The sequence below is a fragment of the Nitratireductor sp. GZWM139 genome (assembly GCF_030068685.1).
GTDB lineage: Bacteria > Pseudomonadota > Alphaproteobacteria > Rhizobiales > Rhizobiaceae > Nitratireductor > Nitratireductor aquimarinus.
On sequence record NZ_JAMQML010000010.1, the window covers coordinates 1 to 14900 of the forward strand.

General features: G+C 60.9%; 17 protein-coding genes. 14 read left to right on the forward strand and 3 right to left on the reverse strand.

Annotation, left to right across the window (positions count from 1 at the left end):
* Nucleotides 1-99: 99 nt before the first annotated feature.
* Together NDI72_RS13275 and NDI72_RS13280 are read right to left on the reverse strand one after the other, a co-directional pair.
* The gene (locus tag NDI72_RS13275; protein WP_283800672.1) at nucleotides 100-243 is read right to left on the reverse strand and encodes a sugar phosphate isomerase family; all 144 of its coding nucleotides are present in this window, start codon (nucleotides 241-243) and stop codon (nucleotides 100-102) included.
* Nucleotides 234-965 (reverse strand): DeoR/GlpR family DNA-binding transcription regulator, encoded by a 732-nt coding sequence (locus tag NDI72_RS13280; RefSeq protein ID WP_283800673.1) that lies wholly within the window; start codon nucleotides 963-965, stop codon nucleotides 234-236. The genes NDI72_RS13275 and NDI72_RS13280 overlap by 10 nt, the downstream gene beginning before the upstream one ends.
* 225 nt (nucleotides 966-1190) lie before the next feature.
* Between NDI72_RS13280 and NDI72_RS13285 the strand changes: the two genes are divergently transcribed.
* The 6 genes from NDI72_RS13285 to rbsK all read left to right on the forward strand — a co-directional run bounded on the left by NDI72_RS13285 (nucleotide 1191) and on the right by rbsK (nucleotide 7894).
* Nucleotides 1191-2237, forward strand: coding sequence for an autoinducer 2 ABC transporter substrate-binding protein (locus NDI72_RS13285; protein ID WP_206994574.1), 1047 nt, complete (start codon nucleotides 1191-1193; stop codon nucleotides 2235-2237).
* Nucleotides 2238-2337: 100 nt separating this feature from the next.
* The gene (locus NDI72_RS13290) at nucleotides 2338-3834 is read left to right on the forward strand and encodes a sugar ABC transporter ATP-binding protein (protein ID WP_283800674.1); all 1497 of its coding nucleotides are present in this window, start codon (nucleotides 2338-2340) and stop codon (nucleotides 3832-3834) included.
* 9 nt (nucleotides 3835-3843) lie between these two features.
* On the forward strand, nucleotides 3844-4821 hold the full coding sequence (locus NDI72_RS13295) for an ABC transporter permease (protein ID WP_113156821.1): 978 nt from the start codon (nucleotides 3844-3846) through the stop codon (nucleotides 4819-4821).
* 11 nt (nucleotides 4822-4832) lie between these two features.
* Nucleotides 4833-5843, forward strand: coding sequence for an ABC transporter permease (locus NDI72_RS13300; protein WP_283800675.1), 1011 nt, complete (start codon nucleotides 4833-4835; stop codon nucleotides 5841-5843).
* Nucleotides 5840-6946 carry an aldose 1-epimerase family protein gene (locus tag NDI72_RS13305; protein ID WP_283800676.1) on the forward strand — a complete coding sequence of 369 codons (1107 nt, stop codon included), beginning with the start codon at nucleotides 5840-5842 and terminating at the stop codon, nucleotides 6944-6946. The genes NDI72_RS13300 and NDI72_RS13305 overlap by 4 nt, the downstream gene beginning before the upstream one ends.
* 3 nt (nucleotides 6947-6949) lie before the next feature.
* Nucleotides 6950-7894, forward strand: a complete 945-nt coding sequence (gene rbsK, locus NDI72_RS13310; RefSeq protein ID WP_206994572.1) for a ribokinase — start codon at nucleotides 6950-6952, stop codon at nucleotides 7892-7894.
* A 39-nt stretch (nucleotides 7895-7933) separates the two neighbouring features.
* Here the strand turns inward: rbsK and NDI72_RS13315 are convergent, their stop codons facing one another.
* On the reverse strand, nucleotides 7934-8368 hold the full coding sequence (locus tag NDI72_RS13315) for a YbaN family protein (protein ID WP_206544924.1): 435 nt from the start codon (nucleotides 8366-8368) through the stop codon (nucleotides 7934-7936).
* Between the two features lie 296 nt (nucleotides 8369-8664).
* On the opposite strand from NDI72_RS13315, the gene NDI72_RS13320 reads away from it, so the two are divergent.
* The 8 genes from NDI72_RS13320 to NDI72_RS13355 all read left to right on the forward strand — a co-directional run bounded on the left by NDI72_RS13320 (nucleotide 8665) and on the right by NDI72_RS13355 (nucleotide 14896).
* Nucleotides 8665-9417 carry a GntR family transcriptional regulator gene (locus NDI72_RS13320; RefSeq protein WP_206544923.1) on the forward strand — a complete coding sequence of 251 codons (753 nt, stop codon included), beginning with the start codon at nucleotides 8665-8667 and terminating at the stop codon, nucleotides 9415-9417.
* A complete protein-coding gene (locus NDI72_RS13325; protein WP_206544922.1) occupies nucleotides 9414-9935 on the forward strand; it encodes a cupin domain-containing protein in 522 nt (173 codons plus the stop codon). The genes NDI72_RS13320 and NDI72_RS13325 overlap by 4 nt, the downstream gene beginning before the upstream one ends.
* The gene (locus NDI72_RS13330) at nucleotides 9935-10252 is read left to right on the forward strand and encodes an NIPSNAP family protein (protein ID WP_206544921.1); all 318 of its coding nucleotides are present in this window, start codon (nucleotides 9935-9937) and stop codon (nucleotides 10250-10252) included. Before NDI72_RS13325 ends, NDI72_RS13330 begins: the two co-directional genes overlap by 1 nt.
* Before the next feature lie 12 nt (nucleotides 10253-10264).
* Nucleotides 10265-11170, forward strand: coding sequence for a 3-hydroxyacyl-CoA dehydrogenase NAD-binding domain-containing protein (locus tag NDI72_RS13335; protein WP_206544920.1), 906 nt, complete (start codon nucleotides 10265-10267; stop codon nucleotides 11168-11170).
* Entirely contained in the window at nucleotides 11170-11727 is a 558-nt protein-coding gene (locus NDI72_RS13340; protein ID WP_222510470.1) for a TRAP transporter small permease, read from the forward strand. The genes NDI72_RS13335 and NDI72_RS13340 overlap by 1 nt, the downstream gene beginning before the upstream one ends.
* Nucleotides 11728-11729: 2 nt before the next feature.
* Nucleotides 11730-12995, forward strand: a complete 1266-nt coding sequence (locus tag NDI72_RS13345; RefSeq protein WP_206544918.1) for a TRAP transporter large permease — start codon at nucleotides 11730-11732, stop codon at nucleotides 12993-12995.
* A 22-nt stretch (nucleotides 12996-13017) separates the two neighbouring features.
* Nucleotides 13018-13992 carry a TRAP transporter substrate-binding protein gene (locus tag NDI72_RS13350; protein WP_206544917.1) on the forward strand — a complete coding sequence of 325 codons (975 nt, stop codon included), beginning with the start codon at nucleotides 13018-13020 and terminating at the stop codon, nucleotides 13990-13992.
* Nucleotides 13993-14062: 70 nt separating this feature from the next.
* Complete coding sequence (locus NDI72_RS13355; RefSeq protein WP_206544916.1) at nucleotides 14063-14896, forward strand: alpha/beta fold hydrolase; 834 nt, start codon at nucleotides 14063-14065, stop codon at nucleotides 14894-14896.
* Nucleotides 14897-14900 lie beyond the last annotated feature (4 nt).

Sequence of the window (14900 nt, forward strand, 5' to 3'; positions counted from 1 at the left end):
CAGCCAAAACAGATGTCCCATCCAAGCCTCCAAATCACTGATTTGGCGAATTGAATCTGATTTGCTGCGTCAAATCAATGCTATCAACGGGTTTTGACCCTAATCGCTCTCCGGCTTGCCGATCCAGAGTTCGAACTCGTCCAGCTGAGCGAATGTGGCGGGGCGCAGCTTGCCCCATTTGGAGGCGTCAGAGACGAGGAAACGCTTTTGGGAGCGCGCCATGGCGGCGCGCTTCACGGCCACTTCGTGGANTCGCTCTCCGGCTTGCCGATCCAGAGTTCGAACTCGTCCAGCTGAGCGAATGTGGCGGGGCGCAGCTTGCCCCATTTGGAGGCGTCAGAGACGAGGAAACGCTTTTGGGAGCGCGCCATGGCGGCGCGCTTCACGGCCACTTCGTGGAAGTGAAAACAGGTCACGCCTTCGTTTTCATGAATGCCGGCGGCGGAAAAGAAGCCTTTGGTGATGTTGATCTCCTGAAGCATCTTGAGCGCCGTGTCGGAGCTGAAACTGCCGCTTTCCGGGTGATAGAGACCGGCGAGCAGAACCAGTTTCACCCCATTCAGCCGTGACACGATCTCGGCGATGTTCAGAGCCTGCGTGACGACGGTGATGTTTGCATTCTGGGGCACGTTGGCCGCCAGATGCTGAAGCGTGGAGCCGCAGTCGACGAAGATGGTGTCTTCGGGTGCGACCATGGCGACCGCCTGTCGCGCAACGAGGGTCTTGGCCTGTGTGTTGGTGCCCTGCGCGTGGGAGAGCGAATAGCGCTCGCCCTTTTCGCTGGCGGACATGATGTAGCCGCCCAGGCACAGAATGCCGTTTTCGCCGTCACCCAGGTCGCGGCGAATGGTTATCTCGGATGTGTTCAGCTTCTGCGCCGCTTCGGCGATGTGCAGAATGGCGCCTGACGCGCAGAGCTTCCTGAGTGCCTCAATCCGCGCTGCCCGCCCTGATGGTCTCGCCACATGATTCTCCAAGCCTTTGAGGTTTCAACAATACTTCATGGCGCAAGCCGTTGTCCGCAAGTGTGATGAATGCATTTGCAAAGGGTTGCAGGTTTTGATTGGATATGATCATATTGAATGGAATTGATCAATATTAGCGCATAATATTGAGTTAATTCAATCATATGCGTTCCCGCCACGCTGTCTCGTTCAGGGTTTCGGCGGAACCGAGGAGGAGGAAAACCAATGAAATCTCTGCTGACCGCAGCTTCTTTAGCGCTCTCTTTGCTGGGGACATCCGCGCTGGCCGACCAGATTGTGGATACGTCGAACCTCAATGAGGAGCTGATCGCAACGAAGGACGACAAGAAATACACCATCGCCACGGTCGTGAAGGTTGACGGCATCGCCTGGTTCGACCGCATGCGTGACGGTGTCGAGCAGTTCAAGGGCGATACGGACCATGACGTCTGGATGGTCGGCCCGAGCCAGGCTGACGCAGCCGCGCAGGTGCAGCTCATCGAGAACCTGATCGCACAGGGCGTCGACGCCATCACCGTTGTGCCGTTCTCCGTTGAGGCGGTGGAGCCGGTGCTGAAGAAGGCGCGCGACCGCGGCATTGTGGTGATCTCGCACGAGGCGTCCAACCTGCAGAACACCGATTACGACCTCGAAGCCTTCGACAACCTCGCCTATGGCGCCAACCTGATGAAAGAGCTTGGCAAGTATACGGGCGGGAAGGGCAAATACGTCACGACCGTCGGCTCGCTGACTTCCAAGAGCCAGATGGAATGGGTCGACGGCGCTGTTGCCTACCAGAAAGAGCATTTCCCGGACATGGAAATGGTCGGCGACCGTCTCGAGACCTATGACGATGCGGCCACCGACTACACCAAGCTGAAAGAGGCAATGACCACCTATCCCGACATCACGGGCATTCTCGGCGCGCCGATGCCGACGTCTGCCGGTGCGGGGCGCCTGATCGCCGAAGGCGGTCTCAAGGACAAGGTGTTCTTTGCCGGTACGGGCCTGCCTTCGGTGGCTGGCGAGTATCTCGGCAATGGTGACATCCAGTACATCCAGTTCTGGGATCCGGCCGTGGCCGGCTACGCCATGAACATGCTGGCCGTTGCTGCCCTTGAGGGCAAGGGCGACCAGATCAAGTCGGGTCTGAACCTCGGTCTGACGGGCTACGAGTCCCTCACGACGCCGGATGAGGCGAACCCGAACCTGCTTTATGGCGCAGGCTGGGTCGGCGTTACGGCTGAAAACATGGACAAGTACGACTTCTGATTTCGTACGAAACTGACGCCCGGTTCCGGGCGTCAGTTTTCAACCGTGCCGGAGCCCGGGTTCTGACCCCGGGCGACCATTTCAGCCTGCCGGGAAAATCATGTCCGAATATCTGATCGAGCTGAAGAACATCAGCAAGCGCTTCGGTGGCGTACGCGCACTGGACGGCGTCTCCATTTGCATCCGTCCCGGCGAAATCCACTGCCTTGCCGGCGAGAACGGCTCCGGCAAATCCACCGTCATCAAGGTGATGTCGGGAATCTACACACCCGAAGAGGGTGGAATCCTGATCGATGGCACACCAGTCTCGCGGCTTGACCCGATCATGGCCGTGCAGAAGGGGGTGCAGGTCATCTATCAGGACTTTTCCCTGTTCGGGAATCTGACCGTTGCCGAGAACCTCGCGCTCAACACCTATCTTCTGGAGGGGCGTTCCAGAATGGACTGGCCCCGCGCCCGCGAGATGGCGCGCGAGGTTCTGGCCCGCCTCGATGTCGAGATCGATATCGACGCCGAAGTCGAGACGTTGCCGACTTCGGGAAAGCAGATCGTCGCGATTGCGCGCGCGCTTCTTGCCCGCGCCCGGCTGATCGTCATGGACGAGCCGACCACGGCGCTCACCGGCCATGAGGTCGATGCGCTGTTCGGCATCGTTCGCGATCTCCAGAAACAGGGTATCGCGGTCCTCTTCGTCAGTCACAAGATGCGCGAGATGCTGGAAATCTCGGAACGCCTGACCGTGTTCCGGAATGGCAAAAAGGTTGCCGAAGGCGCGATGAGCGAATTCGACGAACCGGCCATCACCCGCGCCATGACGGGCCTTGAACTGGACGACGAGCCCTATGAGCCCGAAATCCCCGCCGGCGCGGCGCCCGCGCTGGAGGTTGAGGGGCTCACTGTTTCCGGAAGCGTCGATGATGTGAGCCTGACGCTGCGGCCAGGAGAGATTGTCGGCATTTCCGGCCTGATCGGTTCCGGCCGAACCGAACTGGCGCGGGCGCTGTTTGGAATGGAAAACGCCAGTGCCAGACGGTTTCGCGTTGCGGGAAAGGATGTTCTTCCCCGTTCTGTGCAGGAGGCGATCAGCCTCGGCATCGCCTATGTGCCGGAGGACCGGCTGAGCGAGGGCCTTTTCCTGACGCAATCCATCGAGCGCAACATGGTTGTGAGCATTCTGGACCGTCTGCGGCGTGGCCTCTTTCTCGACCGTGATGCGATGCGCGGGAAGACGGAAGAGATGTTCGCGGCCATGCAGATTGCGGCCCCGTCGCCTGAAACGGCGGTGGGCAATCTGTCCGGCGGCAATGCGCAGCGCGTCATGCTGGGGCGCTGGCTCCTGACCGGCGCGAAGGTGCTGATCCTCAACGGTCCGACGGTGGGCGTCGACGTCGGCTCCAAGGCCAAGATCCACCACATCATTCGCGATCTGGCGCGCGAGGAAGGCGTTGCCGTCCTGATGATTTCGGATGACGTGCCGGAGCTGACCGGCAACTGCAATCGCATTCATGTCATGCATGAGGGGCGTTTTGTCGGCGCATTCTCTGGCGCGGAGATGACCGAAGACGCCATCAACGACAGCCTCAAGGCACTCAAGTAAGGCGGTATGATGAAAAGGTTCCAATCCACGGAGGCCGTGATTGCCCTCGTCCTGCTGGCGGTGATGGTGCTGATCGGCCTGATCAATCCGGCTTTCTGGGGCGTCGCCAATCTGTTCAGCCTGGCGAAGGCCAATGTGGTCATCGGCATCATGGCGCTCGGCGTGCTGCTGATCATGATATCCGGCGGCATCGACGTTTCGTTCCCGGCGATTTCGGCGGCGGCCCTCTACATCACGGTGCGCACCATGGTCGCGCTCGATTATGACGGCGTCCTGCTGCCATTCATCGCTGCGTCGGTGATCGGTGTGCTGCTCGGCGCGTTCAACGCCTTCATCATCGACCGGTTCAAGATGATCCCGCTGATCGTCACGCTGGGCACCGCCTCCATCATTCGCGGGCTGGTGCTGGGCCTGCTCGGCACCTCCATCGTGAACATCAACAAGATGCCCGATGCGCTGATCGAATTCGGCAAGCAGGATCTGACGACCGTCACCGCGCAGAACGGGGCGACGGTCGGGCTGACGGCAATGATACTGGTCTATCTGGCGATTGCGCTGGTGATCCACATCATCCTTCGCCACACCATGACCGGCCGTTCTGTCTACGCCTATGGCGGTGATCCGGAATCGGCGCGGCGCGCCGGCGTCAACACGCGGCGCACCATCTTCTTCGTCTATTGCACGGCGGGCCTTCTGGCGGGCTTTGCGGGGCTTCTGCACAGTTCGATGATCTGGCAGGCCAACCCGCGCGACTTCATGGGGCTGGAGCTTGATGTGATTGCGGCCGTCGTGCTTGGCGGCGCGTCGATCTTCGGCGGGCGCGGTTCCGTGCTCGGCACGATGATCGGCGTGTTCACGCTCGTCATGGTCAAGAACTCGCTGATCCTGATGAAGGTGGACACCACCTGGCAGCGTGTCGTCGTCGGCATGATCATCATCGCAGCGACCGCCATCACCGCATGGCGCGACCGGAAGAAACTGGCTTGAGGGGAGACGATATGACTGCCAAAGCCGAAGAGAAGAGCCTGGTTCAACGGCTCCTTGGGAATGACGCTTCCATCGCGCAGCTGGCCATCATCACCGTGGTGATCTTTGTGCTGATGGCCGGGCTCAACCCGGACAAGTTCCTGCGCTACTACAATTTCGAGTCCATCACCTACATCATGCCCGAGCTGGGCATTCTGTGCATTGCCATGATGGTGGCCATGCTGACGGGCGGCATCGATCTGTCCATCGTCGCTATCGCCAATATGGCTGCGATCACGGCGGGGGTCTATTTCCGCCATCCCGTTGTCGCCGAGGCGCTTGCGGCGGGCGGCGTCGGTCTTGTGCTCCACACGGCGATGGGCGTGATCATCGCGCTTCTGGTGGGGCTCGCGGCGGGGCTGGTCAATGGCGTCCTGATCGCGCGACTGCGCATCATTCCCATTCTGGCGACGCTCGGCACCGGGCAGGTGTTTGCGGGCCTCGCGCTCGTTCTGACCGGCGGTCCGGCCATTGTCGGCTTCCCGCAGACCTGGAACTGGATCGGCACCGGCAAACTGCTTGGTGTGGCGACGCCGTTCTGGATCCTGATCGTCGTGGCGTCCGTGGTGGCCATTCTCTTGCGCCGCACGCATCTGGGCGTGAACCTGATGCTGATCGGCACCAATGCGCGCGCCGCCGTTTTTGCGGGCATCCGCAGCTCCCGCATGATCCTCTACAGCTACGCGTTGACCGGGCTCATGGCGGCGATTGCGGGCATTCTGCTCTCGGGCCGCACCAACTCGGCCAAGGCGGATTTCGGTGCGTCTTATCTGTTGCAGGCCGTTCTCATCGCTGTGCTTGGCGGCACGAACCCAGCCGGCGGCAAGGGGCGTGTTCTCGGGGTGCTTCTGGCGCTGGTGGCGCTCATGTTCCTCTCGTCCGGCATGCAGATGATGCGCGCCTCCAACTTCCTGATCGATGCGATGTGGGGCGGCTTCCTGGTTCTGGTGATTGCAATCAACTATCTGAGGTCGTCGAAATGAGCGCTCGTGACAGCGATACCGTCTTCAACCTTTCGCCCGAAATGTTCCCTGCACGCGGCGACCTTGTGCTGGCCACGGGCGACGGGTTCACTGTAACGGCGTTCCGCTATCCTTCGTCCGTCGAGGGGCTGCGGATCGAGAACCGGCGCGGGCAGGTTACGGTTCTGCCCTATCTGGGGCAGATGATCTGGGATGCCGTGTTCGACGGGCGCAGGCTCACCATGGGGAATGTGTTTCCCCATCCGCGCAAGGGCGCGTCGATCATCGAGACCTATGGCGCTTTCGCCTACCACGCAGGCGTTCTGCGCAATGGCGCACCCGGCCCGGAAGACGATCATCCCCTACATGGCGAAATGCCGGTCGCCGGCATGGACAGCGCGCATCTGCGCTTCGGGTGCGATGATGCAGGCGCATTTGTCGAGCTGTGCAGCGAGACCGAATATGTGATGGGCTTCGGGCCGCATTACATCGCAAGGCCGCGGGTTCGGCTGCGCGCGGACAGCGGGCTGATCGAGGTCGAGATGGCGGTTGAGAACCTGTCGGCGCATCCGATGGAGCTCATGTACATGCTGCACGCGAATTTCGATTTCGTGGCGGGCGCGCAGATCCATCAACCGGCGGCGTTTTCACCGGAAGGCACGGTCGTTCGCAGGACCATCCCCGGTCATGTGACGCCCTCGCAGGCGTTTCTGGATCTTCTGGATGACCTTTCGGGAAACCCCGCGCGCATGCAGACGCTGGACGAGCCGGCGCTCTACAGCCCGGAGCAGGTGTTTTACGTGCGCGGGCTTGGAACGAATGCCGAAGGCAGAACCCGGCTGGTGATGGCGCTTCCCGAGGGTGACGCCTGTTCCGTCAGCTACCGCCCGGAAGATCTGCCGCACTGTGTGCGCTGGATCCTGAACGATGGCGATGCGCAGGTCGCAGCCTTTGCGCTGCCCTCCACCTGCGAGCCGGAAGGCTACACCGCCGAGAAAGCCAAGGGGCATGTGCGCATTCTGCCGCCGGGTGAGACCGCGCGTTTCCCCGTGACGCTTGGATATCTGAGTGCGCAGGAAGCGCCCGCCGCAATTGCCGAAGTCAACCAGATGAGCAAGGACTGAGCCATGACGTCAAACAGCAGAACCGGTCGCATTGCCGTTGTCGGCTCCAACATGGTCGATCTGATCACCTATGTCTCCCGCATGCCGGCGCCGGGCGAAACGCTGGAAGCGCCAAGCTTTGAGAGCGGGTGCGGGGGCAAGGGTGCAAACCAGGCCGTTGCGGCTGCGAAGCTCGGTTCGCAGGTGAGCATGGTCTCAAGGGTTGGCGATGATCTGTTCGGCGACAACACGCTCCGGAATTTCTCCGATCACGGGATCGATATCCGTCATGTCGCCAAGGTCGCCGGAAAGTCATCCGGCGTTGCCCCCATTTTTGTCGATGAAAGCGGTGAGAACTCCATTCTCATCGTGAAGGGTGCGAATGAAGACCTGCTCCCGGCCGACGTCGATGCCGCAGAAGATGTGCTGCGCGATGCGGACCTCATTCTGATGCAGCTGGAGATCCCGCTGGAGACGATCTACCACACGGTTCGCCGCGCGGCGGAATGGGGCGTGCCGACCATCCTGAACCCGGCGCCCGCGACTTCGGCGCTGAGTGTTTCTGACCTCAAGAGCCTGAGCTTCCTCGTTCCAAACGAAAGCGAGCTTGCGCTTCTTTCAGGCATGCCCACGGACACGGAGGAAGAGATCATGGCGGCCGCGCGCAGCCTGATAGAGAAGGGCATTGGCACCGTCATCGTGACACTCGGCTCGCGTGGCGCGCGCCTTGTGACAGCGGACCGTTTCACGACCATCGAGCCTGTGAGCGTCACCCCGGTGGACACGACTGGCGCGGGCGACGCCTTTATCGGCTCTTTCGCGCATTTCTTTGCAGCAACGGGCGAGACCGAGACGGCGCTCAACCGCGCGGCCCGCTATGCAGCCTATTCCGTGGGCCGGCGCGGGACACAGAAGTCCTATGCATCGGCCGACGATTTCGACGCGTTCTGCGAAGCGCTTCCACAATAGTGCCTCTTGCGCAGTCGGGCAGATGACTGCCCGGCCGGCTCAGCCCTCCGGGCGGCTCACGATCCACACGGCGATGGCGGCCATCGCCACGGCGAGGGCGATCGCGAGGGGCAGGCCCGGCTGATAGGCAAAGAGGGAAATGACGTAGCCGCAGCTGATGCCGGTGACTGCGAAGAGCTTCGCGCGGCGCGGGACGATGCCGTGATCGCGCCAGCCGCGCAGAACCGGACCGTAGCTCGGATGTTCCATAAGCCTGCGCTCAAGCCTCGGCGATGAGCGCGCGAAGAACCATGCGGCGAGGATCAGGAAGATCGTGGTCGGCATGACGGGAAGAAACGCGCCGATCACGGCGAGCAATAGCATCACCAGCCCCAGAAGGAGCAATATTGCACGCTTTGCATTCTCGAATGCGGGCGCAATTCTCAATGACCGATCTCCGTCGACAGGCAGATCCGCAGACCTTTCCACCTCCATTCCGATACACCGAAAACTGCGGAAATCCTATGACCGCAGCAGTGCGCTTCATTGAAGCATGTTCGTGGTGATGGGGGCGCGTTGACCGGATTCACAAGGGGGTCATGGTCGCACGAATCCGCTTTCACGATCTCCAGGCAGGCTGCCGGATCGAGAGTTTCAACGAACCGAAGCAAGGAGAATTTTCCGTTTTATTACAATCCATTAGGAGGCGTCAGCATGACATTTTCAGACTGTATTTGCATTAAAAACAAAACTGTATATAGTTTGCCGCGAGCATTGGGAGGATGTTGCAAATGACGTCTAAGGGAGAGAAGGCGACCAGCCGGCGCAAAAGGCCCGGCACGATGGTTGGTTTGATCCACGACCATCTGCGCTCGCTCATCATTGAATTTCAGTTGCGGCCCGGTGATCGTATCAACGAGGTTGAGCTGACCGAGCGGCTGAAAGTCAGCCGCACGCCGCTGCGCGAAGCGATCAATCGCCTGCTCGCCGAGCAGCTTGTCGAGTTCCGTCCCAATCAGGGCTTTTACATCCGCCGCGTCGACGTCAACGAGATCGTCAATCTCTTCGAGGTTCGCACCATTCTTGAAACGTCCATGATGCGGCTGGTTGTCGAGCGGGCAAGCGATGAAGAGCTGCAGAGCCTGTCCGCGTTCTGGGAAGACGTCATGGGACGGTATTACAAGACCGGTTCCGAGGCGCTGGTTCACTCCGACGCCATCTTCCATGAGCGGCTGGCCGAGATCGCCAAGAACCCGTCTCTGCTCTCCTTCCTGCAGGACATCAATTCGCGGATCCATTTCGTGCGCTGGGCCAATCTCTATGGCGAGCATCGCAAGAGCACCTTCAGCGAGCACGAAACGATCCTGAAAGCGTTGATGGAACGCGACGCCGAGAAGGCCGCGAGCCTGATGGAAGAGCATATTTCCCATCGCAGTGGCGGGCTTCAGCGCGCAATCGCCGATGGCCTTCTTCACGGGATGTCCAAGCCCACCGGCCCGATCCCGCCAATCAATCTCGAAAATCCCGGAGAGACCATCAAATGAGTGAAGCCAAGACGGGCGAGGTGCTTGTGCGCCACCTGGAAGACGGTGACAGCTTCTGGCAGCCAGTGCCGGCCAACGGTTTCGTGCGCTGCCTTCTGTCGAGCGCCGAAGTGGGCGCGGAGAACAATTTCTCAATCGGCACGCAGACCATCGCGCCGGGCGGCTGCTTCGTGCGCCCGCACGCCCACGATCGCCATGAAGAGGTTATCTTTTTCATCTCCGGCAGCGGCCGCATCGAGCTTGATGACGCAGAAACGGTGCATGACGCCGCGCATGGCACCATTGTCTATCTCGGCAAGAACCGCCGCCATTCCTTCGTCAACACCGGCGATGAGCCGCTGACCTTTCTGTGGCTTCTGATGCCTGAGGGCATCGAGAAATTCTTTGCCGAAATCGGTCGTCCGCGCACGCCCGGTCAGGAAGCGCCCACGCCGTTCCCACGCCCCGAGAACATCGCCGAAATCGAAGCACGCACAGTGTTTGCCGTTGCAGGCAAGGCGCAGGGAAAGAACGACTGATGCGGGTTATCGAAGAACGCGACTACACCATCAAACCGGGTCGGTCGGGCGAGTTTGTGGCGCTTTACGAGGCGCATGGGCTGGAGATCCAGAAAGAGCTTCTTGGCGAGTTCCTTGGCTATTTCATCTCGGATGTGGGTGAACTCAACCACGTCGTGGCGCTGTGGGCCTATGACAGCCTGGATGAGCGGATGCGCCGCCGGTCCGAGATGATGAAGGATCCGCGCTGGCAGGACTATCTGGACAAGGTTCTGCACCTGATCGACAGCCAGCAGACCCGCTTCCTGCTGCCCACCGGCTTTTCGCCGATCAAGTAGGAGGGACTGGCATTGCGTATCGGGATCATCGGTTGTGGCATCATTGGCTCGTCCTGGGCCTCTGCGGCGCTTGCGGCCGGACATGATGTGCTTGCGTTCGAAGCGTCGCGAAAAGAGACGACGCTTGAGACGCGGCTGGAAGAGGCCTTCGCCAGAAGCGGGCTTGATCCAAGCGGACGGGGCAGGCTTGTCGTCGCCGAAAACCTGAGCGCATTCGCCAGCGGCTGCGATTACATCCAGGAATCCATCATTGAGGATCTGGAAATCAAGAAGGCGCTGCATGCCGAACTGGACGCGATCGTCGATGGTGGCACGATCATCGCCACATCGTCTTCCGCCATGCCGGCCAGCACTCTGATGAGCGAACTGAAGCAGCGCAGCCGTTGCATCGTCTCTCATCCGGCGGCTCCGCCGCATGCCCTCCCGGCCGTTGAAGTGGTGCCCGCGCCCTTCACCGATCAGGCGGTCACGGAACGCACCATTGAAATCCTGACGGCGCTTGGCCAGAAGCCGGTTCTTCTCAACCGCGAGGTTCCCGGTTTCGTCATGAACCGGCTGCAGGGCGCAATGCTGCTGACCATGCTGCAAATGGTGCGCGACGATGTCGTTTCACCCGAAGCCGCAGACACGCTCATCCGTGACGCCTTCGGCATGCGCTGGGCGCTGCTCGGGCCGCTGGAGGGCGTTCATCTCAATGCGCCCGGAGGCATCGCCGACTACTTCACCAGCTACCGTTCCATGTTCATGGAAATGATCGAGGCTCCCGCGCCAGATGAGAGCGTTCTTGCTCCAGAGGTTCTGGAAAAGTTGCAGGCTGCCTGCGCGGGGCCGGTGCCGGTCGACCAGATCGCAGCACGCCGTGAATGGCGCGATGCCGCCCTTATGGGGCTGCGCAAATGGCGCGGGCAGGCCGGATGATGAAAACACTGGCAGACACATTTCTCACCCTGACCGATTGGCTGAACAGGCTCGTGGGCCTGCTGCTCGGTCTTCTTCTGATGGTCATGACGGTCGCCACCTTCGTGCAGGTGCTGGTGCGCTTCGTGTTCACCGCAGCCGGCATGAACCTCTCGGCCCCCTGGACCGAAGAGATCGCCCGCTATGCAATGATATGGGTGATCTTTCTCGGCATGGGGCTCGGCTTTCGCTATGGCGCGCTGATTGCCCTGACATTTCTCAGTGACAGTCTCGGCCGCGTTGTCGGGCAGGGCATCAAGTATTTCGCCTACATCATCAGCGGCATATTCGTTGCCATTCTCGTGAAACTCGGTCTCGACTTCGTCGCTTTCGGTGCGGTGGAGCGCTCGCCTGCGCTGTCCATGCCCAAGGTCTATGTCTACTGGGCCATGCCCGTGGGCGCTGTGCTGTCGATCATCAACATTCTCGCGCTGTTCGTTGAAACCGCCCGCAACGGTGGAGACATCCGCCTTCCCGGCGAGGTCGATGCGGCCGGACCGGACAGCAAGGCAGATTGATCATGGCTCTCACCCTCATTCTCATCCTCGTCCTGTTCTTCATCAGTGTTCCGATTGCGCTTGCGCTTGGCATCGCGCCGCTGGCGGCGCTGTGGGAGCGCGGCATGCCGCTCATCGTCGTGCCACAGACGGTTTTCGAGGCGCTCGACAGCTTCGCCCTGATGGCCGTGCCGTTCTATGTGCTCGCCGGCAAACTGATGGATCAGGCGGGCATTGCGCAGCGCCTCATCAACTTCGCCTATTCGCTGGTGAACTGGTTCCGTGGCGGGCTGGGAAGCGCTTCGGTGCTCTCCACGATGTTCTTCTCCACGATTTCCGGCTCGTCTTCGGCAACGGCGGCGGCAATCGGCACGGTTCTCATCCCGCGCATGAAGGCTGTCGGTTATCCAAAGCCATTTGCTGCGGCCATTGTCGCGTCGTCTGCCGAGCTCGGTGTTATTCTGCCGCCTTCGGTGCCGATGATCATCTATGGCGTGGTGACGGGCGTCTCGATCACCGACCTGTTCATCGCCGGCATCATTCCCGGCATCATGATCGGCGTATCCCTGATCCTCACCGTGGCGGTTGTCGCGCGGCTGCGCAAATACGGAAAAGCCGAGCGCATGGGCAAGCGCGAATGGGCCGGTAATGTGTGGGCCTCGTTCCGCAAGGCGCTGCTTTCGCTCTGCATGCCAATCATCATTCTTGGTGGCATCTATCTCGGCGTTTTCACCGCCACCGAGGCGGCCGTCGTTGCGGTGGTCTTCGCCTTCATGGTCGGTAAGTTCGTCTACGGCTCGATCGCCTGGCGCGATCTGCCGGGCATCTTTTCGTCTGCCGCGCTCACCTCGGCCGTGGTTCTGGTGATTGTCGGGTTCGCTGCGGTGCTCGCCTATGCACTGTCGCTGTTCCGCGCGCCGCAGCAGGTGGCGGAGCTGATGCTGTCGGTCTCTGAAAACCCGCTTGTGTTCCTGCTGCTGGTCAACATCCTGCTGCTGGTCGTGGGCATGTTCATGGAGACCTTCGCCGCGATCATCGTGCTTGCGCCGGTTCTTGCGCCGGTTGCCGCGCTCATGGGCATCAACCCGATCCATTTCGCGCTGGTCATGATCACGAACCTTGCCATTGGCATGGTGACGCCGCCTGTTGGCGTCAATCTATTCATCGCCTGTTCTGTCGCTGGAATACGCGTTGAAGAAATAGTGAAACCGCTTCTGATCTTCCTGGCGGTTTTGCTGGCAAACCTAATGGTAATTACTTACGTGCCGATGTTCGGTTTGCCGTTCTGACAAAAGGAAAAAGGGGAAAATTGTGAACAAACTGAAATACGCCCTGGCCGGTCTCGGCCTTCTCGGAACCACCTTTGCGGCGAATGCGCAGACCGAACTGAACATTGCTCACGTTCTGGGAGAGACTTCCAGCTACGAAGTTGCTTCCCGCAAGCTTGCCGAACTGGTGGCTGAAAAGTCGGGCGGCGAGCTCGTCATCAATGTCTACAATCAGGGCGCGCTGGGCGGTGAGCTGAAGCTCACGCAGGGACTGCGCACCGGAACCGTCGATCTCGCGTTCATCGCAACCGCATCGCTGGAGAACACGGTGCCGGAACTGAAGCTCTTCTCGCTTCCGTATCTCTTCGATTCCCATCCGCAGGCGCTGGAAATTCTCGGCAGCGATGTGGGGCAGGAACTGCTCGGAACGCTTGAGCCCTACAACATGATCGGTCTCGGCTGGGGCGCGGTGTATGAGCGCTCCACGCCTTCCATTCCCGCGATCAAGTCGGTCGAAGATCTTGAGGGCACCAAGATCCGCGTGATCCAGTCGCCCGGTTATGTCGCTACCTATGAGGCGTTTGGCGCACAGGCCACGCCGCTGGCCTATGGCGAACTGTTCCTCGCGCTGCAGAACGGCATTGTTGACGCCGCCGAACTCGCGCCGGACCAGACCATCGGCGACGGCTTTGGCCAGGTCATCAAGAACTACACGCTGACCCGTGTGCACCAGTTGCCGAGCATGCTTCTGGCTTCTCCGGCGCTGAAGGCGCGCCTGAGCGATGAAGAGTGGGCGATGATCGTGGAAGCTGCTCCCGAGGCGCTGGACGCGGCCATCAAGGCGCATGCCGAGGCTACCGCAGCTGGCCTTGAGGAGATGCGCAAGCTCGGCATCACCGTTCACGAGCCGGACCTCGCGCCTTTCAAGGAGAAGGCCCGCGGCTCCTGGGAAACGGTGATTGCCGACATCCCCAACGGCCAGGCGCTCGTCGACAGCATCGAAGCAGCCAAGAAGTAACCTGCTTCAGGAAAGACATGCGGGCGGCGTCCTTGGCGCCGCCCGCGTTCTCCAGTGAATTGATTGCGAAATGTCAGAATTCGGTATCGCAGAGATCAATGGCGGTGCGATCCGCTACAGGTTAACCGGGGAGGGCGCGCCGCTGCTTCTCGTGTCCGGTCTCGGCGGCACGGCCGGATTCTGGGATCCATTCTGCGATGCGCTGCAGGGGCCATGGCGCATTCTTCGGTTCGATCAAAGGGGCTGTGGCCAAAGCCCGCCTCCGAAGGGCGCGGTTTGCGTCTATAAGCTCGCCGGGGATGCGCTTGCGGTGGCGGCACATGTTTTCGGCGCTCAACCCTTTCATGCAATGGGCCATTCCACGGGCGGCGCGATTGTGCAGGCCATGAGCCTCAGGGCTCCTTCTCTGCTGCGCGCCTGTGTTCTGAGCGGCACCTGGATCAGAGCGGATGCCTATATGCATGCGCTGTTCGCCCTGCGGCAGGATATTCTGCGCAAAGCCCCCGAACTCTATGCTCCGCTGACAGCGTTGAGCGCTCGCGCGCCCCGCGCGGATGATGATCCCCATCTTTGGCAAAAGGCGGTTGCTGGGCGGGAAAACGCTCCGGATGCAAGCTTCGTCGCGGTGATGCAAGAGCGCATTGCTGCACTTCTCGCCTTTGATGGAACCGCCGCTGTGGCTGCGCTTGAAGCGCCGGCGCTGGTTCTGGGCGCGCGCGATGACGGCATCGTTCCATCCTATCACCAGCAGGCGCTGCATGAAGCGCTGACCGGTGCAGCGCTTCACATGTTCGATGATGGCGGACACTTCTTTCCCGCCACCCGTGCTGCCGATACGGCGGCGGTGGTCGGGGACTGGCTCTCGCGGCAAGCGGCCGCAAACGGATCCCACGACAAGGAATGACCTT

Bases quoted from the DNA above. Each gene is read 5' to 3' on its own strand.
- NDI72_RS13290 (WP_283800674.1), top strand. From the start codon at position 2,338: ATGTCCGAATATCTGATCGAGCTGAAGAACATCAGCAAGCGCTTCGGT.
- NDI72_RS13305 (WP_283800676.1), top strand. From the start codon at position 5,840: ATGAGCGCTCGTGACAGCGATACCGTCTTCAACCTTTCGCCCGAAATG.
- NDI72_RS13320 (WP_206544923.1), top strand. From the start codon at position 8,665: ATGACGTCTAAGGGAGAGAAGGCGACCAGCCGGCGCAAAAGGCCCGGC.
- NDI72_RS13295 (WP_113156821.1), top strand. From the start codon at position 3,844: ATGAAAAGGTTCCAATCCACGGAGGCCGTGATTGCCCTCGTCCTGCTG.
- NDI72_RS13355 (WP_206544916.1), top strand. From the start codon at position 14,063: ATGTCAGAATTCGGTATCGCAGAGATCAATGGCGGTGCGATCCGCTAC.
- NDI72_RS13345 (WP_206544918.1), top strand. From the start codon at position 11,730: ATGGCTCTCACCCTCATTCTCATCCTCGTCCTGTTCTTCATCAGTGTT.
- NDI72_RS13325 (WP_206544922.1), top strand. From the start codon at position 9,414: ATGAGTGAAGCCAAGACGGGCGAGGTGCTTGTGCGCCACCTGGAAGAC.
- NDI72_RS13340 (WP_222510470.1), top strand. From the start codon at position 11,170: ATGAAAACACTGGCAGACACATTTCTCACCCTGACCGATTGGCTGAAC.
- NDI72_RS13315 (WP_206544924.1), bottom strand. From the start codon at position 8,368: ATGGAGGTGGAAAGGTCTGCGGATCTGCCTGTCGACGGAGATCGGTCA.
- NDI72_RS13330 (WP_206544921.1), top strand. From the start codon at position 9,935: ATGCGGGTTATCGAAGAACGCGACTACACCATCAAACCGGGTCGGTCG.
- rbsK (WP_206994572.1), top strand. From the start codon at position 6,950: ATGACGTCAAACAGCAGAACCGGTCGCATTGCCGTTGTCGGCTCCAAC.
- NDI72_RS13300 (WP_283800675.1), top strand. From the start codon at position 4,833: ATGACTGCCAAAGCCGAAGAGAAGAGCCTGGTTCAACGGCTCCTTGGG.
- NDI72_RS13285 (WP_206994574.1), top strand. From the start codon at position 1,191: ATGAAATCTCTGCTGACCGCAGCTTCTTTAGCGCTCTCTTTGCTGGGG.